We start from the raw sequence: 22,837 nt of genomic DNA, 5'->3' as shown, positions 1-22,837 counted from the left end.
GAATCTAATGTGTTTGAAAACGTGAGTTTAGGTTACCACACGATTACCATTATAGATTTAAATGGATGCGCAGAAGTAACCAAAGATATTGTTGTAATTGATGCACCAAAATTTATGACACCAAATGGAGATACTTATTTTGATACATGGCATATTACAGGAGTAGAAACTTTACCTGGCACAATTATTTATATATATGACCGTTTTGGAAAATTATTAAAACAATTATCTTCAAATTCACCAGGTTGGGATGGTACTTATAATGGTGCACTCATGCCTGCATCTGACTATTGGTTTTTAGCCAAAGTGAAAAAGAATGATATCGCCTTTGAAGTAAAAGGGCATTTTGCACTTAGATACTAAAATAATTACCTTTAACATATCATTTAATTCTTAGCAAGTATTCAATTTGTATCTTTGCAGTCGGCAAAAAATTGCAAATGAACCGAGTACTCCAAATTTTATGTTGTTTAATTTCAGCTGTAGCTGTTGGTCAAAACATTCAGGTTGATAGTCAAACCTATACACCTCAACAACTTGTTGAAGACATTCTTATTGATAGTGATTGTATTGAAAACGTTGTGGTTACTAATGTTGTTGGTGGTGATTTTAGTGGTACAGATCAAAGTTATGGTTTTTTTGATGCAACTGGCACAACGTTTCCATTTCAAAGCGGAATTGTTTTAAGCACTGGACGACTAAATAATGTTCCCGGACCAAACAACTCATTAAGCGATGATGATGCTCCAAATTGGGCTGGTGATAACGAGTTAGAAAGTGTTTTAAATGAATCTGATACGTTTAACGCTACAATTTTAGAATTCGATTTTACATCTGTAGCTTCTCAAGTTAGTTTTAGATACATATTTGCTTCAGAAGAATATCAAGAAGGGAATGCAAACACATGTCGTTTTTCAGACTTATTCGGATTTTTAATTCGTCCTGTAACTGAACAGCAATACGAAAATATTGCCCTTATTCCAGGAACTCAAACACCTGTTAAAGTAACAACTGTACGCCCAGATATTCCAAATGCATGTACTGCTGAAAATGAATTTTATTTTGAGGGTTTTAACGGATCTGTATCTCCAACAAATTTTGCTGGTCAAACAAAAGTGCTAACTGCAACAGCAAATGTAGTTCCTAATGAAACCTATCATGTGAAATTGGTCATCGCTGATCATGTGAATTTTAGATTTGATTCTGCTGTTTTTCTAGAAGCTGGAAGTTTTCAGCTATCAACAGATTTGGGTCCAAACTTATTAGTCTCTACCAATAACGCATTGTGCGAGAATGATACACGTGAACTTAATGCCTTGCAACCTGGTGCAAATAATAGCTACAAATGGTTTCGAGATGGTGTTGAATTATTGACTGAAACAAATCCGACATATGAAGTTACTTCGGCTGGAACATATAATGTAGAAGTTACATTAGATAATAATTGTATTTCTTATGGTGAAGTTGTTATTGAATATGTTTTAAACCCAGTTGCTATTGATTCTGTTTTAATTGAATGTGATTTTAATCAAGATGGCATTACTACCTATAACTTATTTGATGCACAAAGTAATATTACAAATAATGACAACTCCATTTTTATTGCAAACTTCTTCTTAACTGAAGTTGATGCTATTCAAAATATAAATGTTATTGCTGATGCAACCATGTTCCAAAATGCAAATCCGTTTCAAACTGTTTTTGCTAGAGTAGAAAACCAAAATCAATGCTTTACAATTGCTGAATTACAATTACAAATTTCGACACAGACAGTTACCATTCCAGATTTAGAAGCTTGTGATGGAGATATAATAGATGGTTTTGCAGACTTTAATTTAAACGATATTACAATAGCTATTGAAACTCAAATTCCAGCAGATGCTATGGTTTCTTTTTATGAAACTGAAATAGATGCTCTAAATGGTACAAACAATTTAAGCGTAACACACCAAAATACAACACCAAATACGCAAACTATTTTTGTAAAAGTAGAAAGCAACAATCAATGTTATGCTATTGCAACAGTAAACTTAGTTGTGCTTTACACGCCAGTTTTATTAGATGATGAATTTAAAATATATTGTTTAAACACTTTTCCAGAAACCATAACATTATTTGGAGGCGTTCAAAACGACTCTCCAAGTAATTACTATTATGAATGGCAATTAAATGGCACAACCACATCTGTAAACACTTCATTTAATGATATTAATGAAGCTGGTACATATACCGTTATTGTTACAGATCCAAATGGTTGTTCTTCAAGCAGAACAATTACAGTTGAAGCTTCAAATGTTGCTACTATAGATGAGGTTATTGTACAAGAAGCTTCGATAAATAATACAATAACAGTTATTGCATCTGGAGAAGGTTTTTATGAGTATGCTATAGATGATGGTAATGGATTTTATCAAGAAGAAAACATATTTACAAATGTAAGTCCTGGATTTCATACTGTATATGTAAGAGATAGAAATGGTTGTGGAGTTACTAATCAAGTTGTTTCGGTTTTAGGCTTTCCAAAATTCTTTACACCAAATGGAGATCCTTATCACGAACGTTGGCAAATTTATGGTGTCAATTCAGAATTTAATCAAGGTATTGATATTAAGATTTTTAATCGCTTCGGGAAACTATTAGCACAACAAAATCATTTAAGCAACGGTTGGGATGGCACTTTAAATGGCCAACCTTTACCAAGCGATGATTATTGGTTTACCGTAACATTAATTGATGGTCGAACATACACAGGACATTTTAGCTTAAAGCGCTAAATCTAGTTTTATTTCCCATCAAGTTTATTGTAAATTTACAGTATCATTCACAAATGATAATTACCTATTTAAACTCGTAAAGTATAAACAAATAAAATACGCAAAATGCGTTTTAAAGTACAATCAGAATTTAGTCCAACAGGAGATCAACCACAAGCGATACAACAATTAGTTGCTGGTGTAAACTCAAGTGAGAAATACCAAACCTTACTTGGTGTTACTGGTTCTGGTAAAACATTTACAGTTGCTAATGTTATTGAAGAAGTGCAACGACCAACACTTGTTTTAGCACATAATAAAACTTTAGCAGCACAATTATACTCTGAGTTTAAACAGTTTTTTCCTGACAATGCCGTTGAGTATTTTGTATCCTATTATGATTACTACCAACCCGAAGCATACATACCAGTTTCTGGCGTATATATAGAAAAAGACTTATCTATAAACGAAGAAATAGAGAAGATGCGTTTAAGCACAACCTCTTCCCTACTTTCTGGTCGTCGTGACGTTATTGTTATAGCTTCTGTATCTTGTTTATATGGTATTGGTAATCCTGTTGAGTTTCAAAAAAACGTAATTACTTTAGAAACCAATCAAGAAATTTCACGTACAAAGTTATTACACAGTTTAGTACAAAGTTTATATTCTCGTACTGAAGCAGATTTTAAACACGGAAACTTCAGAATAAAAGGAGATACTGTAGATGTATTCCCTAGTTATGCAGATGATGCTTTTCGTATCCACTTCTTTGGAGATGAAATTGAAGAAATTGAACAGTTTAATATTCAAACCAATGAGGTTATAGAAAAATACGACAGACTTACAATATATCCAGCAAACATGTTTGTTACTTCTCCTGAAGTTTTACAAGGTGCTATAAAAAGCATTCAGGATGATTTAGTCAAACAACATGATTACTTTAAAGAAATTGGCAAGCATCTCGAAGCCAAGCGCCTTAAAGAGCGTACAGAATTTGATTTAGAAATGATTCGCGAATTAGGCTATTGTTCTGGTATAGAAAACTATTCAAGATATTTAGATGGCAGACAACCAGGAACACGTCCGTTTTGTTTATTAGATTATTTTCCTGACGACTTTTTAATGGTTGTAGATGAAAGTCATGTTACCGTTTCTCAAGTTCATGCTATGTATGGCGGCGACAGAAGTAGAAAAGAGAATCTAGTAGAATATGGTTTTAGATTACCTGCTGCAATGGATAATCGTCCGTTAAAATTTGAAGAATTTGAAGCGCTTCAAAACCAAGTGATATATGTAAGTGCAACACCAGCCGATTACGAATTACAAAAAACCGATGGTGTCTATGTTGAGCAAGTCATTAGACCAACTGGTTTGCTGGATCCAATTATTGAAGTAAGACCAAGTTTAAATCAAATCGATGATTTAATAGAAGAAATTCAACAACGTATAGAAAAAGACGAACGTACTTTAGTAACCACACTTACTAAACGTATGGCAGAAGAACTGACAAAGTATCTTGATCGTATTCAAATTCGTTGTCGTTATATCCATAGTGATGTAGACACGTTAGAGCGCGTTGAGATTATGCAAGATTTGCGTAAAGGCTTATTTGATGTCTTGGTAGGTGTTAACTTATTACGTGAAGGTTTAGATTTACCTGAGGTTTCATTAGTTGCTATTTTAGATGCAGATAAAGAAGGCTTTTTACGTTCGGCTAGATCATTAACTCAAACTGTTGGTAGAGCGGCTAGAAACTTAAATGGTAAAGCTATTATGTATGCTGATAAAATCACTAAGAGCATGCAAAAAACTATTGACGAAACTAATTATAGACGTGAAAAACAAATTGCTTATAATGTTGAAAACAATATCACACCAAAAGCATTAAACAAAAGTTTAGACAATGCTTTATCAAAAAATTCAGTAAGCACATATAGTTACGAACTAGAAGCACTAAAAGCTGCTGAACCTGAAAGTGAGTATTTAACAAAAAGTCAGTTAGAAAAGAAAATACGTGAAAAAAGAAAGACTATGGAACAAGCTGCTAAAGCTTTAGATTTTATAATAGCTGCTCAGTTAAGAGACGAAATAAAAGCGTATCAGAATAAATTAGAAAAATTGAAAATTTAGGTGTTAGGTAATATTATCCTTTTTAACTTTTAACAAAACTAATTATATTGAACTTTAAAGATTTCAATTAAAAAATCTGGCGGAACTATCTTATTAGGAAAGCTTTCCATTAAATCTAACACTTTATTTATAGATTCATGACTTAAGCCCATACGTAGTCCAAAATTATGAAGCTTTACCAATTCTTTTCTAGAAATATCTTTGTCTAAATTCATAAGAAGTACTAATCTATGAAACTGTACAATACGCTCGCTATGTGATTTTAAATGTTTGTAAGTAACAGGATTCACAATTAAATAATCAAAATCTTCTTTTGATATCTCTAATTGTTTAGCAACACCTGAAAGGAACTTATATTCAATCGACTTTATATTTTCATCTATTTGAGCAAAAGCTATCATTTCTGACAGTAAACTCAACTTTTCGACACGATTTATCATAACTGAGGGAATCTAAATTTTAATCATTATAAAGTTAATTAGTTTCGTTTTGCCTTAAACGTTGATAAACCGTAGCTTATCGAAAAAAAAACTGCAATTCATCGTAAAATTCCTACTTTCGTACTTTTTTTAATTACAAACAATTGAAAATCAATCAATTACAATTATCATGCGTTTCATCGATAATACCATGTTTAAAAATAATGATCGACGAAATGCAATACTGTTTATTTACTATATTTTAAGTACTTTCGTTTCGGCATTAAAACCACACGAATTCTAACAATAAGCATAACTAAAATGACTAATAACGATATATTTAAAAAACTAAGAGTTGCTCACAAATTAAGAGATGACGATATTATAAAAATTTTACAGCTTGTAGATTTTAGAGTTTCTAAAAGCGAATTAAACGCATTATTTAGAAATGAAGATCATCCTAAATATATGGAATGTGGTGACCAAATTCTAAGAAACTTTCTTAATGGATTAGTCATTCATTTACGGGGACCAATGCCGCCGAAAAAAAATGACACCAACAAAACAAAACCACAAAAAAAGAGCAACGATTAAAGTTGCTCTTTTTTTTTATAATATTTATACTAAAACACGTTCAGCATAACATTTTTTTATCCTAATACTTGTTGCACTTTATCTGCAGCTTCCTGAAATTCTGTAGCACTCATTACATCTAAACCAGAATTATCAATTAATTCTTTAGCGATATCTGCATTAGTACCTTGCAAGCGCACAATAATTGGCACCTCTATATTTCCCATGTTTTTATAAGCATCAATAACACCTTGAGCTACACGATCACAACGTACAATTCCACCAAAAATATTAATAAGAATAGCTTTTACAGCTGGATCTTTTAAAATAATTTTAAACGCAGCTTCTACTCTAGCAGCATCAGCTGTACCACCAACATCTAAAAAGTTTGCTGGCTCACCACCTGCTTGCTTAATTAAATCCATAGTTGCCATTGCCAAACCAGCGCCATTTACCATGCAACCAACGTTTCCGTCAAGATCAACATAATTTAAGCCTAATTCTCCAGCTTCAACTTCAATAGGATTTTCTTCACGTAAATCACGTAATTCAGCTAAGTCTTTATGTCTAAATAAGGCATTCGCGTCCAAAGACACTTTTGCATCTACAGCCATAATTTTATCATCACTTGTTTTCAAAACCGGATTGATTTCAAATAAAGATGAATCAGATTTTACATAAGCGGTATATAAAGCAGTAACAAATTTTGTCATGTCTTTAAAAGCTGCTCCAGACAATCCTAAATTAAAAGCAACTTTACGTGCTTGAAATGGTAAAATTCCTGTTGCAGGGTCAATTTCTTCAGTAAAAATTAAATGAGGTGTTTCTTCTGCAACAGTTTCAATATCCATTCCTCCTTCTGTAGAATACATAATCATATTACGGCCATTAGCTCTATTTAATAAAACAGACATGTAATATTCTTCTGGTTCAGAATCTCCAGGATAGTAAACATCTTCAGCTACTAACACTTGATGTACACGTTTTCCTTCTGCAGATGTTTGAGGTGTAACCAAATCCATACCTATAATTTGACCAGCTATAGTTTTAACATCGTCAAGACTTTTAGCCAACTTAACGCCGCCACCTTTTCCACGACCGCCAGCGTGAACTTGTGCTTTAATAACATGCCAACCAGTACCAGTATCTTCAGTTAATTTCTTAGCTGCAGCAACTGCTTCATCAGCATTTTGTGCAACGATACCACGTTGAATACGTACGCCAAAACTGTTTAATAATTCTTTTCCTTGATATTCGTGTAAATTCATTTGGTCTTGAAATTTATTGTTAGTCTTCGAATACGTTTTCGAAGTGATTTTTTACGTGCACAAAAATAAACATACTTAAGGGTTTTACCAATATTTTTTAAAAGGATTAAAGATGTTTCGTATAATAATATGCTAAGCTTTTATATCTTTGGTTTAGCCGCAAGTCTTTTAATTATTACATTGAAAGATATGATTAAACCAACTATTACCTTTTTAACCGCGTACTTTCTATGTTTTTATAGTCACTCACAAGGCTCTAAAAATGTTAAAGCTTTTAATAATGTTTCTATCGATTCGTGTATTTCGTGGATGAAAAGCAATTTTGAAAATGTTGATGTATATCATGACATGGCATTACAAACTCTAAAACGAGCTCAAACCAATGAAGTAGATTCTACAATAGCTAAAGTTCATGAAGAAATATCTGTTTGGCATGCATATAATGGATTATTTTCTCCAGATTCTGCAGTATATCATACTGGAAAAGTTTTGGAATACCACCAAAATGGAACTGATAAAAAAAAGATAGCAGATACTTATGAATTATTATCGAGACATTATATAAAGTCTCGGCGATTAGAAGAATCTCAAAGTGCTCTTTTTAATGCTATTCCTATTTATGAAGAACTTAACGACGACGAAGGTTTAGGAATGGCCTACAGAACACTTGGTGTTTTATACCGTGTTATGAAAGATTATAAAAAATCTATTGAATATACTAACAAAGCTATTCCGTTTTTAGATAAAACTAAAAACTATGGCTTGCTTGGTATGGCACAATTCAATTTAATTATCAGTCATGGTAAACTTGGAGAGTTTGAAAAAGCGTATCGAGCTACAGATTATGCCTTAAAAGTTGTAAGAGAAAAAGTTCCTGAAGAAACATTTATTCCTGTTAAAGCATTATCATATAGAGGTGAAGTTTATGTTTTAGCAAATGATTATGAAAATGCACTTAAAGATTATATTAAGTCTTGGGAATTATGCGTCGATATTATTGGCGAAAAACGTTGTGCTACTTATAGAACAGAAATTGGTCAAGTATATTTACTTCAAGAAGACTATAAAAAAGCCTTAGAGCATTTATCGGCTGGTGTAAAAGAATACGAACGCCAAGGCAAAAACACCATGGTTAAACAGTATAATGACTTATCTCAATGCTATACGCATTTAGGTGATTTTAAAAATGCTTTATTTTACAAGGAAAAAGCAAACAACAACGAAAAACAAGTACTAGAAAATAAAATAGTAAACCTTGAGTCAGAAATGGTCATTAAATACGAAACAGGCAAAAAAAATGAAGCTTTAGCAGCCCAAAATATATTACTTGAACAAAAAAATCGCGTACAAACATTAATTATTGCTATAGCATGTTTATTAGGTATTTTACTTTTTGCAATGGCCTACTTTTTTAATAAAAGCAAAAAGAAAACAAGTATAATTAAGGCTAAAAATGAGGAAAACGAATTACTACTTAAAGAAATCCATCATCGTGTAAAAAACAACCTCGAATTAGTTAAAAGTTTAATCGCACTCCAATCTGCAGAAATCACAGACACAAAAACGAAAGATGCCATGATTGCAAGCCAAAACAGAGTGCAATCTATGGGAATTATACATCAAAAACTGTATCAAGGTAAAAATTTAGGTAGTATAGATATGAAAGATTATTTCATCAATTTAAGTAGTGGTATTTTGGATACTTTTGATGCTGATGACAAAGTTAAAATTGAATGTGCTATGGATCAACTTGAACTCGATGTGGATACAGCTGTTCCTATTGGTTTAATTGTAAATGAACTTCTAACAAATGCTTTAAAATATGCCTTTCCAGACAATAATAATGGTAAGATTAAAATTAGCATGTCTCAACTAAATCAAGACGTTTTAACATTAAGTGTTACTGATAATGGTATTGGTAAATCAGAAAATGCAGTTGCAAAAGGTACAGGTTTTGGTACGCGATTAATTAACTTACTTACTCAACAGCTTAACGGTATTATGAAAGAATCGTATAACAATGGCACATCAATATCTTTTCAATTTAAAATAAACGCATCAGCATGAATATAAAAACCACATCTATTAGATAAATTTTCTGTACAACTTTAGTATTACAATATTAGATTTAAAGTGTAAATAAAAGTCTTATGCTTTTTCTATCTTTATAAAAACAAAAAAAACTTATGGGCAAAACTTTTAATATAGATCAAAACATTAAATCTGCCGAAACTTTGCCTGCCGAGTTTTATAGAAGCGAAACTATTTTTGAAGCTATAAAAGAATCTGTTTTTCTTAAAACATGGCAATGGGTTGGTGATGAAAATTTAGTACCATTTGCCGGAGCTGTTCATCCTTTTATTTTGCTTGATAATTATATCACTGAACCTTTAGTACTCATTAGAGACAAAGATGATAGTGTGATGTGCTTTAGTAATGTTTGCACACATAGAGGAAATATTGTTGTTACAAACCCAGGAAAGGTAAGTCAATTAAAATGCATGTATCATGGCAGACGTTTTAATTTAGATGGCTCATTTAAATCTATGCCAGAGTTTGAAGAAGCTGAAAATTTCCCACGACCTTGTGATGATTTACGACAATTTTTAGTGGGTACTTTAGATCCCTTTATTTTTGTTAGTTTAAACCCAGTATTTGATTTTGATACTGTTTTAGAAATTATGATTGAACGTATTGGATTTCTTCCTTTACATCAATTTAAACACAGAAAAGATTTAAGCAAAGACTATTTGGTAAATTGTCATTGGGCATTATATTGTGATAATTATTTAGAAGGATTTCATATTCCGTTTGTGCATGACGATTTAAATAGTGTTTTAGATTATGGTAATTACACTACAGAAATTTATGAGCACTGTAATTTGCAAATAGGTTATGCCAACGACGGTGAAGAAGTTTTTGATTTACCAGAATATCATATAGATTATGGTAAACACGTTGGTGCATATTACTATTGGATTTTCCCAAACATGATGTTTAATTTTTATCCTTGGGGACTTTCTATAAACATTGTAAAACCAATAAGTTTAAACAAAACTAAAGTTTCGTTTATTACTTATATGTATGACGAATCTAAATTTAATAAAGGTGCTGGAGCATTGTTAGATAAGGTAGAACGTGAAGATGAGTTTGTTGTAGAGAGTGTTCATAAAGGTGTACAATCACGGTTTTATAATACAGGACGGTTTTCACCTACTAGAGAAAAAGGTGTGCATCATTTTCATAGCTTACTTGCAACTTATCTAAAATAAAAAAAGCGCTTCAAAAAATTGAAACGCTTTCATCTATTCTATTTTGAATATATTAAGAATTATCTCTTAATAAATTTTCTAGTTATACTATTTTCCTCAGTAGTAATCGTTGCAAAGTATAGTCCTTTTTTTAAATGATCTACTGATATATTTCTAATATCTCCTTCTATATTTAAAACAACTCTTCCATTCAGGTCTATTAAAGAAATAGAACGAATAATTTGATTATTAGTTAAGCTGATATTTAAAATGTCTTCTACGGGGTTTGGTACTATTTTAACTTGACTTAATTGCAAATTATTGTCATTCACACCTAAAGTACTAGTTAACATACTTTCCATTATTGTTGTAGTTTGGTTGATGCCTAATAATGGTACATTAATAACAAGTGTATTTGTTCTAAATACTAAATTACCATTAGTATCATCATAATAATTATACATAGTTAAAACTGCTGTACCAACATTAGTAAAAATATTATACGACAAATTAAAACTTTGAACTGTTTTTAAGCGTGTTACATCACTACTATATGCACCTTGACCTAAATCATTCATTGAGAGTGTTCCGTAAGCATCTATTGTTGTATCAACTGTACCTTCAAAAGTACCGTTATAAGTGGTATAGGTAAAAGATCCTGCAGCTGTATCAGAATTTGTATTTGTATAACTCATTGGGAAAGTCCCAATTGTTGCATTATCTGTATTATAGTTTAAAACAAACTCTGTTTGTTCTATACCAGTTAATGAAACTTCACCAGCAACATCTTTAATAAACCCTTTGCTTTCTACCATAGCAGCATCTGTGATGGTTAATACAGATGTCGTCCCTGGATACGTAGTAAGTTCTCCAGCAGTTGGTGATGCATAAGTATCTGTTGTACCTCCAACTTGTGTTAGATTAGTAAAATCCCATATTAAATTAGATCCTCCTGTACTTTGATCTATTGCTGTGCCAGATGTCACTATAGCATAAGTTGTCATTGGTGCACTATTATAATTGTTTATGGGCGATTGAGAATAACAGACTCCTGTTAAAATCGAAAATAAATAAAGTAATTTTGTTTTCATAAGCTTATTATTTTTTTGATTACTAGCAAATTATAAAGCGAAAATACTAATTAACAATATTATAAAACAAATAAATTATATCTTAGATTAACATATTGCAGTTATTTACGCATCTGTAAAAAAATTCGTATCTTTAACATCCATTCTCCCAAGTCTTTTTGATAGCAACAATAAAGGCTTATGAATAAACAACTAACCATAATTATTACACTTTTTTGTGTGCCTATATTTTTGTGTGCCCAGAATTTAGTTTCAAAAGAAATACATACACATTTAAATTGGTTAGACAACCATATTAAAAACATTAAAGATTCGACTTTAATATATAAAACTGCTCACCAAACAATTCGTCTTTCTAAAACTAGTAATAATCAAAATGCATTAATAAAATCATATAACCATTTAGCAACTTACCATAGAGAATATTCTAAGTTAGATTCGGCGTTTTACTATATAAACTTAGTAAAGAATTTTTATAAAAAATCAAATCAAAGTGAAAGTTTAGCAACAACATATCTTGAATTAAAAGTGCTTCATAATTTAAAAGTTGAATACGATAAGTCTTTAGTATTTGTACATAAAGCTTTAGAAATTTACGAAGCCTCTAACAATCAAAAAGGCATTGCAATTTGTTATACTCATATATGCGATTTATTATATTATGAACATAGATATCAAGAAAGCGTAGCCTATTGCGACAAGGCAATTGCCATACAAGAGAAACTTAAAGTAAACGAAGATTTAGCACTATCATATAGATACAAAGCCGCCAATCAACTATTTTCTGGAGCAGATTTAAAAGATGCACTCAAAAACATAAATAAAGCTATTAATATATATAATAATTCTGGAGAATCTGGAATACTATATATGGCAGCTATAAATTGGAGAGGTAATATCTTGAAGTACTTAGAGCGTTATGAAGAAGCAATTGTTGACTACCAACATAATATTGACATTTCAAAAAAATTAGGATTAGAGCGTTACTTAATTCCATCAGTAGCCAACATTGGTCATGTGTATCTCTTACAAGAAAAATACAGCGATGCTTTACCTTATAATTTACAAGCGATTGAGCTTATTAAAAAAACAGGTAGAGAAAGAAACCTATGGGAAAACTATATGCATGTTTCAGATATTTATTCTGCTTTAGGTAATTACGAAAAAGCCTTAGAGTATCATAAACTATATTCTGTTCATTATGACGAATATCGAGAAACTATTATACATCGCTTAGAATCTGAATCTCAAGCTAAATATGAAACTGGAAAAAAAAATGCAACCATTGTTTTTCAAGATGAAAAAATTGCTCAACAAGAAAAAACTAAAATTCTGTATATAAGTATTGCTGCCTTATTAGCTTTAGGCTTAGTTCATACTATTTCTAGTGTTAGAACTATTCGTAAAAAAAGAAAAGCATTACAAATTTTAAATACAGAATTAGATTCAAAAAACAAACAAAACGAATTACTACTAAAAGAAATACACCATCGAGTAAAAAACAACCTCGAAATGGTAAAAAGTTTAATCGCATTGCAATCTGCACAACTAGATGATAAAGCCTCAAAAGAAGCTATGTTAGCTAGCCAACATAGAGTTCAATCTATGGGAATTATTCATCAGAAACTATATCAAGGTGATAATTTAGGCAGTATTGAGATGAAAGACTACTTTCTTAATTTAAGCGAAGGTATTCTTGACACATTCAATGCAGAAGACAAGGTAAAAATAGAATGCGCAATGGATAATCTTGAACTCGATGTAGACACAGCAGTACCAATAGGTCTCATTGTTAATGAGCTATTAACCAATGCTTTAAAATACGCTTTTCCAGAAAACAATCATGGTAATATTAAAATTAGTATGTCTAAAAAAAATAATAATATTCTAACACTTCATGTTACAGATAATGGTATTGGCAAAGTAAAAAATGAAAAACCAAAAGGCACTGGTTTTGGCAGTCAACTTATTAATTTACTAACACAACAACTCAACGGAAAAATGCAAGAAAACAACGATAAAGGAACTTCTATATCATTTCAATTTAAATTAAAAGCAGCATAACTATGGAAAAACCTATAAAAATATTAGTTGTTGAAGATGAAATGCTAATAGCGGCAAACATCTCTTTAGAATTAACCAATTTAGGTTACGAAGTAACTGGTATAATTCCTAGAGGCGAAGAAGCTTTAATGCATATAAATGAAAATCAACCAGATATCATTTTAATGGACATTAATCTAAGAGGAAAATTAGATGGTATAGAAACAGTAAAACAAATTCAAAACCAATATAATATACCTGTAATATACTTAACCGCAAATGCAGATGAAGAACATTTTAATAAAGCAAAAGCCACTAATCCTTTTGCTTTTATTTCAAAGCCATTTAAAAAATTAGACTTACAACATGCAATTGAACTTACTATAAATAGACTTCATTTAGAAAACAACCAAAATAATAATTCAACAAAAGATGAAACCTCTCCATTTATTTTAAGCGACTGTATTTTTGTAAAGCATCATGAACGCATGGTAAAAGTAGGAATCAAAGACATTCTTTACATAGAGGCCGAACGTAATTATTGTAGAATTTATTCAAAAGATAAAGAATACCTTTTAGTAATAACCTTAAAAGATCTTAATGTAAAATTACCCAGCATGCATTTTTTACGCATCCATCGATCTTTTATAGTTAATCTATCGCAAATAGATGAAGTTGCAGGAACACATGTCGTTATTGCAAAAAAAGCAATACCAATTAGTAAAACACTACGCATTGAACTTCTTAAAAGGTTACAAACCATATAAATGCATAATCAATTTTCTTCTGAAAACTTATTAGATAGCTTCGGACAATGTTTTATACCCTTCGTCCTAAATCAATTGTATTTTCTTCTGATTAATAGCAACTTAGACTAAGAATCAATATTGATTCAATTAATTATAAACCATTAAAAGCTATTAATTATGAAAACATTTAAACAAACTATCTTATTAGTATTTGTAACAGTATTAACCTCATTTAGTGCTCAAGCGCAAGATGACAACTTTCAAGCATTCTTAGTTCATGAAGATCAAGTAAAGCCATCTAAAACTAGTGAATACGAAGCCATCTCTAAAGAGTTTAACGAAGATTGTAAAAAGCACAATTTTGAAGGCACATGGAATGTTGCACAAACATCTAACGGTAAGTTTTTAAGTATTTCAGCCATTAAAAACCTTGGAGATATCGATAATTTCTCAATGGTGCCTCTAGTAGAAAAAATAGGGAAAGAAAAGTTTGCCTCTTATTTTAATCGCTATGACAAATGCTACGATAAACATGGTAGTTATGTAGTTTTAAGAAACAATGATCTGTCTTATATGCCAGATGGAATGAGCACCACACAAGAAGGTCAAGATTACAGAAAATGGCATTATATCTATGTTACGCCTGAAAACAGAAGCGATATGGTTAAAAAGCTAAAGGCCGTTAAAGATTTATTTGTAAACAAAAACTCAAAAGTACACTATCGCATTTATACCAAAGGTTTCGGACAAATGGAAGACTATTTTCTTGTGGTTGTATCTGCTAAAAACGCAGAAGATTATGCCAAAAAAAGCTCAGAAAACAGAACACTTTTAGGAAAAGAAAGCAAAGCTGTTTTTGATGCAGTATTCAATTTAGCATCTCGTTACGAAGAAGTTACTGGGTCAATGAGACCAGACTTATCTTACTCGTTTACAGCAAAAAAGTAACCTATCAACTCATATAAACCTGCTGTTAATTTCAGCAGGTTTTAAATCTAACTTAAAATGAAAACTTTAAAACATTTAATTCTATTTGGCCTTGCCACACTTTTATTAGCATCTTGCCAAACAAAAGACAAAAGATATACACAACAATCTCCAGAGATTGAAACCGTAAAAACATTAATTGCAAACTACAATAATAAAACCTACGACGTTAGCATTTATGCAGATACCTCAAAAACATTTTATAATGCAACCAAAGGAGAATCTATGTCTCCAAGTGAAACCATAGCTTTTCATAAAAAAAATGATGCGCTATACTCTAATAGAGGTTTTACAGGTGACGACCCAGAATACGAAATGGTTATTACAGACGATGGCGAAACTTGGGTAAACTGTTGGTTAGATTGGAAAGGCACGTTAGCAGGCAACAACGAAGATGTAAGCTTACCAATACATCTAACGTACAGATTTGTTGATGGTAAAATTGTAAGAGAAGTTGGTATGTGGGATTCGTCTCAAATTATACTTCAACTCCAAGCTATAGAAGCTGAAAAGAACCTTCAAGCTATTGATGAAACTGTAAGTGATTAAATATTACTTTGTGTGATCTAATAAACCTAGTAATAAACACAATTAGATTAAACTTACTCTTTCAAAAAAAAATCAAACAGGTAGAGTAGCGTAACTTTTTCTATAGAGAAAACATTTGACAGTAACATCAAAGACAGTATTTAGTTTTAGTGTGATGGTTTTAGTTAAATAATCGATGTCTTAATGCTATTGTCAAATCTACCTGTTTTCAAGAACAATATATTTAATAAGCCTACTACTAACTTTAAACTAACCAGTGATGAAAAAAAGTAAGCTTAAAAATTCTAATAATGAAGCTTTAATAATAGTAATAACCATTATTTCAATCTTAATGCTCTATTACCTTATAACTGAGATTATAATGTCAATGACCTCAGAACTTTTTGACCATATGAAAACATTTTTAGCATGAAGGCATTACTTAAAATAGCATTTCAAGTAATCATTTTAGCTTGTATTACGACAAATAGTTATAGTCAAGAACATAATTTTAAACGCTGTAACTCTTTTATTATACTTAATGATTATAATCGATGTGAAGAACTATATAAAAATATGGCGTATACTCAGCTTAATAACATTAAGCTACATCAAAATTACAGGTTAACCTCTTGGGAATTTTCAAATTTTAAATTTAAAAACCTCAATTCAACAAATACAACAAGACAAAAAGTATATGCTTTAAATAAGTTAGATTTTAAAACTTTGGTAAAGTATTTAAATCACAAGAAAATAGATTTTCAAGAGACAAAAAATTCAACAAATGACTTTAAGCAAATTCATCTACAAACCTATGCTGGTAATTGGATTGTAATAAATAATCACAAAAAGTAACATCATATATAATGAAAAAAATAGGCATTATAGGAGGTTCAGGTTTTATAGATAGTGACATCCCTAAACTTTTTTTAGATCAAAGTTTTGATGTTAAGATTTCAACAAGTGATATTAATAAAAAAGAAACCTATCAACACTTAATGCTTTTAGAAAATGCAGATAGATTACACGTGTGTGAGCTTGACATTAATGATAAATCTGCTTTAAAAGATTTTGTAAAAGATTGTGATATAACCGTATTTAATAGCAACACAAGCTTTCAAACTATTAATAAATTAATCTATTAATAAGATTACATAGATGTAAAAAAGCAAAATAGTATATGACATTAGTTAAATCAACCCGAATAGAATCTATAGATATTTTAAGAGGTGTTGTTATGGTCATTATGGCTCTAGATCATGTAAGAGATTTTTTTCATTATGGTTTGTTTTTAACCAATCCTACAGATCTTGATACAACTACACCTATTCTATTTTTCACACGTTTTATAACTCATTATTGCGCTCCAGTATTTGTGTTTCTTGCCGGTACATCAGCATTTTTATATGGCAATAAAAAAACAAAACCCAAACTATTTAAATTCTTATTTACACGTGGTTTATGGCTTATCTTTCTAGAAATTACTTTAAACAATTTATTATGGAAGTTTGATATAACTTTTAGCCGATTAATACTACAAGTAATCTGGGCTATTGGTTTAAGTATGATAGCATTGTCCTTTTTAATCTTTTTATCTCGAAAAGTGATTTTAATTATAGGTTTTATTATTGTTACTGGTCATAATTTATTAGATGGTATTGTAATGCAAGGCAATAGTTTTCGATCTATAGCCTGGTATATTTTGCATCAATCTAATATTATTACCATTAATAGCACTTCAGATATTGGTATATTTTATCCAATATTACCATGGATTGGACTAATGGTATTAGGCTATTCTTTAGGGTATTTTTATCAAAAAGATTATAGCCCAGTTTTAAGAAAAATATGGTTACTCCGTTTAGGATTTGGAGCAATACTACTATTTTTTATTCTTAGAGGCATCAATATTTATGGTGATTTAGTGCCATGGACTACTCAAAAAAATACAACTTATACCATATTATCTTTTTTTAACGTAACCAAATATCCACCTTCTTTAGCTTATATTTTAATTACAATTGGACCATCTCTTTTATTTCTTTATGTAATTGAACCAGTAAAGAATAAAGTAACCAACTTCTTTTTAGTGTTTGGCCGTGTTCCTTTATTTTATTACTTCATGCATATACTAGTTATTCATCTTTTTGCAATCATTGGTGTTATTAATTTAGGAGGAAATTGGCAAGATATGATTTTAACCAAAGATGTTTTTAGTAGCGGAAAACTTTTAAACTATGGGTATTCTCTCTTTACCGTTTATGTAATTTGGGTAGGTGTTATAGTACTACTCTATTTTCCGAGCAAAAAATATATGTTATACAAAGCAAATAACAGAGATAAATGGTGGCTTAGTTATTTGTAAATTAGTGCAAAAAAGAATGAGACTTAAACACTTTATCATCTTATTATTTTCTTTAGTATTTCTTGCTTGCTCAAAAGAAGCAACTATCTGCGAAATAAAAACAACCAAAGGCTTAATTATTGTGGAGCTATATCCTGATAAAGCACCAAATACCGTTGCAAATTTTACGAAATATGTATCGAATAACTTATATGATAACTCAAATTTCTTTAGAGTTTGCACTAAGGAAAATGAAGCAGATAGGGATATAAAAATTGAAGTTATACAAGGTGGCGATATTTCTGAGGACAAATTGTTTCCCCCAATAGAAATGGAAACTACATCACAAACAGGAATTAAACACAAACACGGAACCATATCTATGGCAAGAGATACTCCAAATTCTGCGCAAAGCAATTTTTTTATTTGTATTAATGACCAACCAGAATTAGACTATCAAGGCAAGCGCCATCCAGACAAACAGGGCTTTGCAGCTTTTGGCAAAGTCGTTAAAGGCATGGATATCGTGCTAAAAATTCAATCGCAAAAAAATAGTGGTCAAAAATTAATAACTCCAGTAACCATAAAGTCAATTAGAATAATTGATTAAAACTTATAAAACTAATTTTCAAAAAAATATTACCTTGTTGCAATGAACGGGTTTGATATTGTCATGGTTATTGCCATCATCCTATTTGCTAGGTTAGGTGTGCGTTTAGTTACTGGGTATATTAAAATGAAAAAGCATATTAAAAAAGATAATGAAAAATAAGTAACCTATGATTAGTGTCTTTAGAAAACTGCGTAAGAAATTTTTAAAAGAAAATAGAATTACAAATTACTTGCTTTACGCTATTGGAGAAATAGCTCTAGTTATGATTGGAATTTTATTAGCACTACAAGTTAATAATTGGAAAGAAAAAAGACAGCAAAGACAACAGCTTAATACTATTTTAAAAACCGTTTCTAACGATTTAGTTAGGGACACAATTACAGCGTCTGCAATCATAAAATTTTATGAAGACAATCAAAAAAATAGTCTTAGAATAATCAATAAAGAAATCACAAAAGATAATTTTGACGAATGCCGTTCATGTAGAAGTCTTACAACCATTTATCAACCTTTTTCTGTACAAAAGAAAGGCTACAATCTTTTGAAAAATTTTTCAGATCAACACAGTTCACAAAGTGATTCTTTAATTGCAGATATATCTCAATTTTATACCATTCTGCCTGATTTAATAGACCAAAGCAATGCCTTTATAAAAGATGAAATTTTTAGGAATATAGAAAGCTATAAAAACCAACCTTGGTTTATAGATTGGACGCAGCAAAAACTAACAGATGAAATGATATTATATTTCACTGAAAGTGAAGATTACAGAAAACGCGTTGCATCTCATAATGTTTTAGCAGCAAATAACCATTTGCGTTTTATACAAGCTTACAAACAAAATGCAGAAACTATTCTTACAAAAATAGAAGAACGCTTTAAGGATACAGTAAAAGAGTAGTTTAATATAATTCTAGCTTTAAAACTACATCTTTATATAAACATTAAGCATGAAAAAAAAATTAAAACAAGGAAAACGATATAAACGAAATTTGTAGTTAATCTCTAAGCTTTCCTCTAAAAAGACTTGCCTTAGAATTAAACGGATTACCGGATGAACGCCTTAATAATACAACTTGACCACAATGCCATATAGCATCGGCAATTGGTCCATTTATATTGTTCCAAAAAGGAAATTCCGAAGTTCCTTTATCACTTTTAAAAATAATCATAAATTGAGAAATATCCTTACTTGTTCTTAAAATATCAGCAGCAGTTTTTAAGTTAATTAAAGTTTGTTTACGCTTCTCTGTATAAGTAAGTTCTGGGCGCTCTTTTGTTCTATCATTTGGTTGCTTTAACGTAGAATTCACGATTACATTAGAAAGTCCATAAATATGATCTATTGTTTCAGCTGTAGTTCGTGCATCTTCATTTGGCTTAAAAGCTAAGTCTTCATCTCTTAATGCTTCTGTAGCCCAATAATATCTAAACCCTAAACCATCTACTAATCTAGCTGCAACTGCTCCAGCTGTATAGCTTTCTGGGTATTCAGGAATTTGGTAGTATGGTAACTTTTCTGTTTCCTGAGCTGTAACATTAAATGAAAATAATGCTATTAAAATAAACACTACACTACGCATAATTTTAGTTTTTTAATTGTTTTTCTGCTGTAATTGTTGAAGTTCCATATTTATCAAATAGATAAACAAGTGCTGTCATTGTTGCAGCTCCAAGTTCTAGTTCGCGTTTATTTACAGCATCAAATGTATCATTACTTGCATGATGATGGTCAAAATAACGTTGCGTGTCTGGACGTAATCCTGCTAAAACAAGTGTTTTTGATGATTCTTTTAATGGATTTATGTCTGCGCCTCCATATCCTTTTTCAAAATAATGAATTAAATAAGGTTTAAATAAAGGTTGCCATTGTAATACTTTATTAAAAACTGCGTCACTACAATCAAATGTAAACCCACGTGGTGTAAATCCACCAGAATCACTTTCTAAAGCAAAGACATGATTTTCTCCTTTGGCTTTAGCTACTTTGGCATATTTTTTTCCGCCACGTAAACCATTTTCTTCATTCATAAACAGAACAACACGGATGCTACGTTTAGGCTTAATGCCACTTTCTTTTAATAGTCTAACAACATCCATAGATTGTACAACACCTGCTCCATCATCATGTGAACCATCTCCTAAATCCCAAGAATCAAGATGACCGCCAACTACAATATACTCATTTGGAAATTCGCTTCCTGTTATTTCTCCTATTACATTGTAAGATTGCACATCTTTAAGCTGCTTGCAATTTTGGCTAAAATATAATTTTATGTTCTTGTCTAATGACAACATACCACTAAGTAGCTCGGCATCATTTGTACTTATAGCTGCGGAAGGAATACGTTGTGAGTTTGGCAAATCGCCATAACTCATACTTCCTGTATGAGGAAAGTCGTCTAAACGCAGATTCATTGAACGCACAATAACACCAGCTGCACCAAATTTTGCTGCTTCTATTGCTCCAGAATAACGTTGATCTACACAACCACTGTAAGCCTCAAAGGTGTTAATTAAATCGGCTTGCATTGGGCGATTAAAAAACACAATCTTACCTTTAATTTTTTCTTTGCCAAGAGCTTTTAAATCTTCTATACTTTTTACCTCTACCAAATTTGCTTTCACGCCTCCATATGGTGTTGCAATAGAGCCTCCAAGTGCACAAATATTTACACTTGTAGTTTTACCTGGAGCAGTTTCTATATATGCAAATTCTGGTGCGCCTCTAACCCAACGCGGTACCATAACTGGCTGCAACCAGACTTTATCTAAGCCTAAACTCTCTAACTCTTCTTTAGTATACTCAACAGCTCTTTCTGCATTTAGAGAACCCGAAAGACGTCCGCCAATTTGGTTAGATAAATGGTCAAGCCACTCATAGCTTTTACCATTAGTTAAAGAGGTATTGTAAATAGTTTTAAGGGTTTCAGCATCTACTTTTTGAGCTGAAGATTGTAATGAAATAAAAAGACAAAGTAGGGCAACAATATGCTTCATGTGATGGTAATTATTAATAAAGCATAAATATAGTGCTAAATGCACTTATGAAATTAAAAAGAAATCATAAAAAATAAGTGCAAACTAATTATTCGTTATTCAACTCTTGTTTATATAGTTCAATATTTGCTTTATGCTTATCGTCTAATTCTGGTTCTTTAATATCTGAATATTCTTTTAAAGCGTCATACATAGTCTTAGCAACTATATAACGTGCAGATGGTTTATCGTCTGCTGGAATAGTAAACCATGGTGCGTATGACTTAGACGTTCTGTTAATAGCATCTTCATAACAAGCTTGATATGTATCCCAAAGTTTACGCTCTTTTAAATCACCTGATGAAAACTTCCAGTTTTTTTCTTGCTTATTTAAACGACGTAAAAGTCTGTTTTTTTGTTCTTCTTTTGAAAGATGTAAAAAGAATTTGAAGATTATGGTTCCGTTTTCTGCTATATGTTTTTCAAAGTTATTGATTTGCTCAAATCGTTTATCCCAAAATGCACCGTTTATATCATCAATAGAATTTACTGAAGGAATATTTTCTCCCAAGATATAATCAGGATGAACACGTGTTACTAACACATTTTCATAATGTGTTCTATTAAACACACCAAATTTTCCGCGTGCAGGAAGTGCTATATAATGCCGCCATAAATAATCGTGTTTAAGTTCTAATTCTGTAGGCACTTTAAAACTATGCACAACTACGCCTCTCGCATTAAAATCTTTAAAAACTTCTCTTATTAGGCTGTCTTTACCAGCGGTGTCCATACCTTGTAAACAAACTAGAACTGCATATTTACCATGTGCATATAGTGTGTCTTGAAGTTTACCTAATTTTTTTCTAACACGTCTTAATTCGTCTTCAGCATCATCAATTACTACATTAGTAGCTATATTTTTTAGTTTTATGTTTTGGGAGACTTTATAGTTATTCATTTTATGAAATTTATTGCTATTAAATATATAAAATTCTACTAATTCAAAAATCTAAATTTAGCCTTGTATAAAAAGTGTCATTCTGAATGATAATGAAGAATCCCAATAAAATTAAAAATTTAATTTATAAATAATTTAGATTTTTCGA

At 31.0% G+C, this 22,837-nt stretch carries 22 protein-coding genes; 16 read left to right on the top strand and 6 right to left on the bottom strand.

Annotated elements, in window-relative coordinates; translation table 11 throughout:
• The 3 genes from BXY80_RS13365 to uvrB all read left to right on the top strand — a co-directional run.
• A partial coding sequence (locus BXY80_RS13365) for a T9SS type B sorting domain-containing protein (RefSeq protein WP_147376139.1) occupies positions 1–363 on the top strand: 363 nt, incomplete at its 5' end.
• A gap of 77 nt (positions 364–440) precedes the next feature.
• Positions 441–2,774, top strand: a complete 2,334-nt coding sequence (locus BXY80_RS13360) for a choice-of-anchor L domain-containing protein (RefSeq protein ID WP_120202769.1) — start codon at positions 441–443, stop codon at positions 2,772–2,774.
• A gap of 105 nt (positions 2,775–2,879) precedes the next feature.
• A complete protein-coding gene (gene uvrB / locus BXY80_RS13355; RefSeq protein WP_120202767.1) occupies positions 2,880–4,883 on the top strand; it encodes an excinuclease ABC subunit UvrB in 2,004 nt (667 codons plus the stop codon).
• A 38-nt stretch (positions 4,884–4,921) separates the two neighbouring features.
• Here the strand turns inward: uvrB and BXY80_RS13350 are convergent, their stop codons facing one another.
• Positions 4,922–5,323 carry a TerB family tellurite resistance protein gene (locus BXY80_RS13350; RefSeq protein ID WP_120202765.1) on the bottom strand — a complete coding sequence of 134 codons (402 nt, stop codon included), beginning with the start codon at positions 5,321–5,323 and terminating at the stop codon, positions 4,922–4,924.
• A gap of 300 nt (positions 5,324–5,623) precedes the next feature.
• On the opposite strand from BXY80_RS13350, the gene BXY80_RS13345 reads away from it, so the two are divergent.
• Entirely contained in the window at positions 5,624–5,896 is a 273-nt protein-coding gene (locus BXY80_RS13345) for a DUF1456 family protein (RefSeq protein ID WP_120202763.1), read from the top strand.
• Positions 5,897–5,952: 56 nt separating this feature from the next.
• Here the strand turns inward: BXY80_RS13345 and sucC are convergent, their stop codons facing one another.
• The gene (gene sucC, locus BXY80_RS13340) at positions 5,953–7,143 is read right to left on the bottom strand and encodes an ADP-forming succinate--CoA ligase subunit beta (RefSeq protein WP_120202762.1); all 1,191 of its coding nucleotides are present in this window, start codon (positions 7,141–7,143) and stop codon (positions 5,953–5,955) included.
• Positions 7,144–7,332: 189 nt separating this feature from the next.
• Here sucC and BXY80_RS13335 point away from each other — a divergent pair, with 189 nt between their 5' ends.
• The gene (locus BXY80_RS13335) at positions 7,333–9,210 is read left to right on the top strand and encodes a histidine kinase dimerization/phosphoacceptor domain -containing protein (protein WP_162843320.1); all 1,878 of its coding nucleotides are present in this window, start codon (positions 7,333–7,335) and stop codon (positions 9,208–9,210) included.
• A gap of 119 nt (positions 9,211–9,329) precedes the next feature.
• Entirely contained in the window at positions 9,330–10,415 is a 1,086-nt protein-coding gene (locus BXY80_RS13330; RefSeq protein WP_120202757.1) for an aromatic ring-hydroxylating oxygenase subunit alpha, read from the top strand.
• A gap of 59 nt (positions 10,416–10,474) precedes the next feature.
• On the opposite strand, the gene BXY80_RS13325 is transcribed toward BXY80_RS13330, so the two are convergent.
• The gene (locus BXY80_RS13325; RefSeq protein WP_120202755.1) at positions 10,475–11,485 is read right to left on the bottom strand and encodes a T9SS type A sorting domain-containing protein; all 1,011 of its coding nucleotides are present in this window, start codon (positions 11,483–11,485) and stop codon (positions 10,475–10,477) included.
• Between the two features lie 180 nt (positions 11,486–11,665).
• Between BXY80_RS13325 and BXY80_RS13320 the strand changes: the two genes are divergently transcribed.
• From BXY80_RS13320 to BXY80_RS13280, 10 genes are all read left to right on the top strand, one after another.
• Positions 11,666–13,549: a tetratricopeptide repeat-containing sensor histidine kinase gene (locus BXY80_RS13320; RefSeq protein ID WP_120202752.1), complete on the top strand. Its 1,884-nt coding sequence runs from the start codon at positions 11,666–11,668 to the stop codon at positions 13,547–13,549.
• A gap of 2 nt (positions 13,550–13,551) precedes the next feature.
• Positions 13,552–14,295, top strand: coding sequence for a LytR/AlgR family response regulator transcription factor (locus BXY80_RS13315; RefSeq protein WP_120202750.1), 744 nt, complete (start codon positions 13,552–13,554; stop codon positions 14,293–14,295).
• A gap of 159 nt (positions 14,296–14,454) precedes the next feature.
• Entirely contained in the window at positions 14,455–15,225 is a 771-nt protein-coding gene (locus BXY80_RS13310; protein ID WP_120202748.1) for a hypothetical protein, read from the top strand.
• 57 nt (positions 15,226–15,282) lie between these two features.
• Positions 15,283–15,813, top strand: a complete 531-nt coding sequence (locus BXY80_RS13305; RefSeq protein WP_120202746.1) for a nuclear transport factor 2 family protein — start codon at positions 15,283–15,285, stop codon at positions 15,811–15,813.
• A 259-nt stretch (positions 15,814–16,072) separates the two neighbouring features.
• Complete coding sequence (locus tag BXY80_RS13980; RefSeq protein WP_162843319.1) at positions 16,073–16,225, top strand: hypothetical protein; 153 nt, start codon at positions 16,073–16,075, stop codon at positions 16,223–16,225.
• Complete coding sequence (locus BXY80_RS13300; protein WP_120202744.1) at positions 16,222–16,647, top strand: hypothetical protein; 426 nt, start codon at positions 16,222–16,224, stop codon at positions 16,645–16,647. The genes BXY80_RS13980 and BXY80_RS13300 overlap by 4 nt, the downstream gene beginning before the upstream one ends.
• An 11-nt stretch (positions 16,648–16,658) precedes the next feature.
• Positions 16,659–16,937 (top strand): NAD-dependent epimerase/dehydratase family protein, encoded by a 279-nt coding sequence (locus BXY80_RS13295; protein WP_120202742.1) that lies wholly within the window; start codon positions 16,659–16,661, stop codon positions 16,935–16,937.
• Between the two features lie 35 nt (positions 16,938–16,972).
• Entirely contained in the window at positions 16,973–18,157 is a 1,185-nt protein-coding gene (locus BXY80_RS13290) for a DUF1624 domain-containing protein (RefSeq protein ID WP_120202740.1), read from the top strand.
• Between the two features lie 16 nt (positions 18,158–18,173).
• Positions 18,174–18,746, top strand: coding sequence for a peptidylprolyl isomerase (locus BXY80_RS13285; RefSeq protein ID WP_120202738.1), 573 nt, complete (start codon positions 18,174–18,176; stop codon positions 18,744–18,746).
• A gap of 169 nt (positions 18,747–18,915) precedes the next feature.
• On the top strand, positions 18,916–19,650 hold the full coding sequence (locus BXY80_RS13280; RefSeq protein ID WP_120202736.1) for a DUF6090 family protein: 735 nt from the start codon (positions 18,916–18,918) through the stop codon (positions 19,648–19,650).
• 97 nt (positions 19,651–19,747) lie between these two features.
• Here the strand turns inward: BXY80_RS13280 and BXY80_RS13275 are convergent, their stop codons facing one another.
• The 3 genes from BXY80_RS13275 to BXY80_RS13265 all read right to left on the bottom strand — a co-directional run bounded on the left by BXY80_RS13275 (position 19,748) and on the right by BXY80_RS13265 (position 22,689).
• Positions 19,748–20,332, bottom strand: a complete 585-nt coding sequence (locus tag BXY80_RS13275) for a hypothetical protein (RefSeq protein WP_120202734.1) — start codon at positions 20,330–20,332, stop codon at positions 19,748–19,750.
• A 4-nt stretch (positions 20,333–20,336) separates the two neighbouring features.
• Positions 20,337–21,749, bottom strand: a complete 1,413-nt coding sequence (locus BXY80_RS13270; RefSeq protein WP_120202733.1) for a M20/M25/M40 family metallo-hydrolase — start codon at positions 21,747–21,749, stop codon at positions 20,337–20,339.
• An 88-nt stretch (positions 21,750–21,837) separates the two neighbouring features.
• A complete protein-coding gene (locus BXY80_RS13265) occupies positions 21,838–22,689 on the bottom strand; it encodes a PPK2 family polyphosphate kinase (RefSeq protein WP_120202731.1) in 852 nt (283 codons plus the stop codon).
• Positions 22,690–22,837 lie beyond the last annotated feature (148 nt).

Source organism: Ichthyenterobacterium magnum (assembly GCF_003610635.1).
Lineage (GTDB): Bacteria > Bacteroidota > Bacteroidia > Flavobacteriales > Flavobacteriaceae > Ichthyenterobacterium > Ichthyenterobacterium magnum.
This window is presented reverse-complemented; position numbering and strand designations above follow the sequence as displayed.

Excerpts from the sequence above, each read along its gene's own strand:
- BXY80_RS13360 (WP_120202769.1), top strand. The coding sequence starts at position 441 with ATGAACCGAGTACTCCAAATTTTATGTTGTTTAATTTCAGCTGTAGCT.
- uvrB (WP_120202767.1), top strand. The coding sequence starts at position 2,880 with ATGCGTTTTAAAGTACAATCAGAATTTAGTCCAACAGGAGATCAACCA.
- BXY80_RS13350 (WP_120202765.1), bottom strand. The coding sequence starts at position 5,323 with ATGATAAATCGTGTCGAAAAGTTGAGTTTACTGTCAGAAATGATAGCT.
- BXY80_RS13345 (WP_120202763.1), top strand. The coding sequence starts at position 5,624 with ATGACTAATAACGATATATTTAAAAAACTAAGAGTTGCTCACAAATTA.
- sucC (WP_120202762.1), bottom strand. The coding sequence starts at position 7,143 with ATGAATTTACACGAATATCAAGGAAAAGAATTATTAAACAGTTTTGGC.
- BXY80_RS13335 (WP_162843320.1), top strand. The coding sequence starts at position 7,333 with ATGATTAAACCAACTATTACCTTTTTAACCGCGTACTTTCTATGTTTT.
- BXY80_RS13330 (WP_120202757.1), top strand. The coding sequence starts at position 9,330 with ATGGGCAAAACTTTTAATATAGATCAAAACATTAAATCTGCCGAAACT.
- BXY80_RS13325 (WP_120202755.1), bottom strand. The coding sequence starts at position 11,485 with ATGAAAACAAAATTACTTTATTTATTTTCGATTTTAACAGGAGTCTGT.
- BXY80_RS13320 (WP_120202752.1), top strand. The coding sequence starts at position 11,666 with ATGAATAAACAACTAACCATAATTATTACACTTTTTTGTGTGCCTATA.
- BXY80_RS13315 (WP_120202750.1), top strand. The coding sequence starts at position 13,552 with ATGGAAAAACCTATAAAAATATTAGTTGTTGAAGATGAAATGCTAATA.
- BXY80_RS13310 (WP_120202748.1), top strand. The coding sequence starts at position 14,455 with ATGAAAACATTTAAACAAACTATCTTATTAGTATTTGTAACAGTATTA.
- BXY80_RS13305 (WP_120202746.1), top strand. The coding sequence starts at position 15,283 with ATGAAAACTTTAAAACATTTAATTCTATTTGGCCTTGCCACACTTTTA.
- BXY80_RS13980 (WP_162843319.1), top strand. The coding sequence starts at position 16,073 with ATGAAAAAAAGTAAGCTTAAAAATTCTAATAATGAAGCTTTAATAATA.
- BXY80_RS13300 (WP_120202744.1), top strand. The coding sequence starts at position 16,222 with ATGAAGGCATTACTTAAAATAGCATTTCAAGTAATCATTTTAGCTTGT.
- BXY80_RS13295 (WP_120202742.1), top strand. The coding sequence starts at position 16,659 with ATGAAAAAAATAGGCATTATAGGAGGTTCAGGTTTTATAGATAGTGAC.
- BXY80_RS13290 (WP_120202740.1), top strand. The coding sequence starts at position 16,973 with ATGACATTAGTTAAATCAACCCGAATAGAATCTATAGATATTTTAAGA.
- BXY80_RS13285 (WP_120202738.1), top strand. The coding sequence starts at position 18,174 with ATGAGACTTAAACACTTTATCATCTTATTATTTTCTTTAGTATTTCTT.
- BXY80_RS13280 (WP_120202736.1), top strand. The coding sequence starts at position 18,916 with ATGATTAGTGTCTTTAGAAAACTGCGTAAGAAATTTTTAAAAGAAAAT.
- BXY80_RS13275 (WP_120202734.1), bottom strand. The coding sequence starts at position 20,332 with ATGCGTAGTGTAGTGTTTATTTTAATAGCATTATTTTCATTTAATGTT.
- BXY80_RS13270 (WP_120202733.1), bottom strand. The coding sequence starts at position 21,749 with ATGAAGCATATTGTTGCCCTACTTTGTCTTTTTATTTCATTACAATCT.
- BXY80_RS13265 (WP_120202731.1), bottom strand. The coding sequence starts at position 22,689 with ATGAATAACTATAAAGTCTCCCAAAACATAAAACTAAAAAATATAGCT.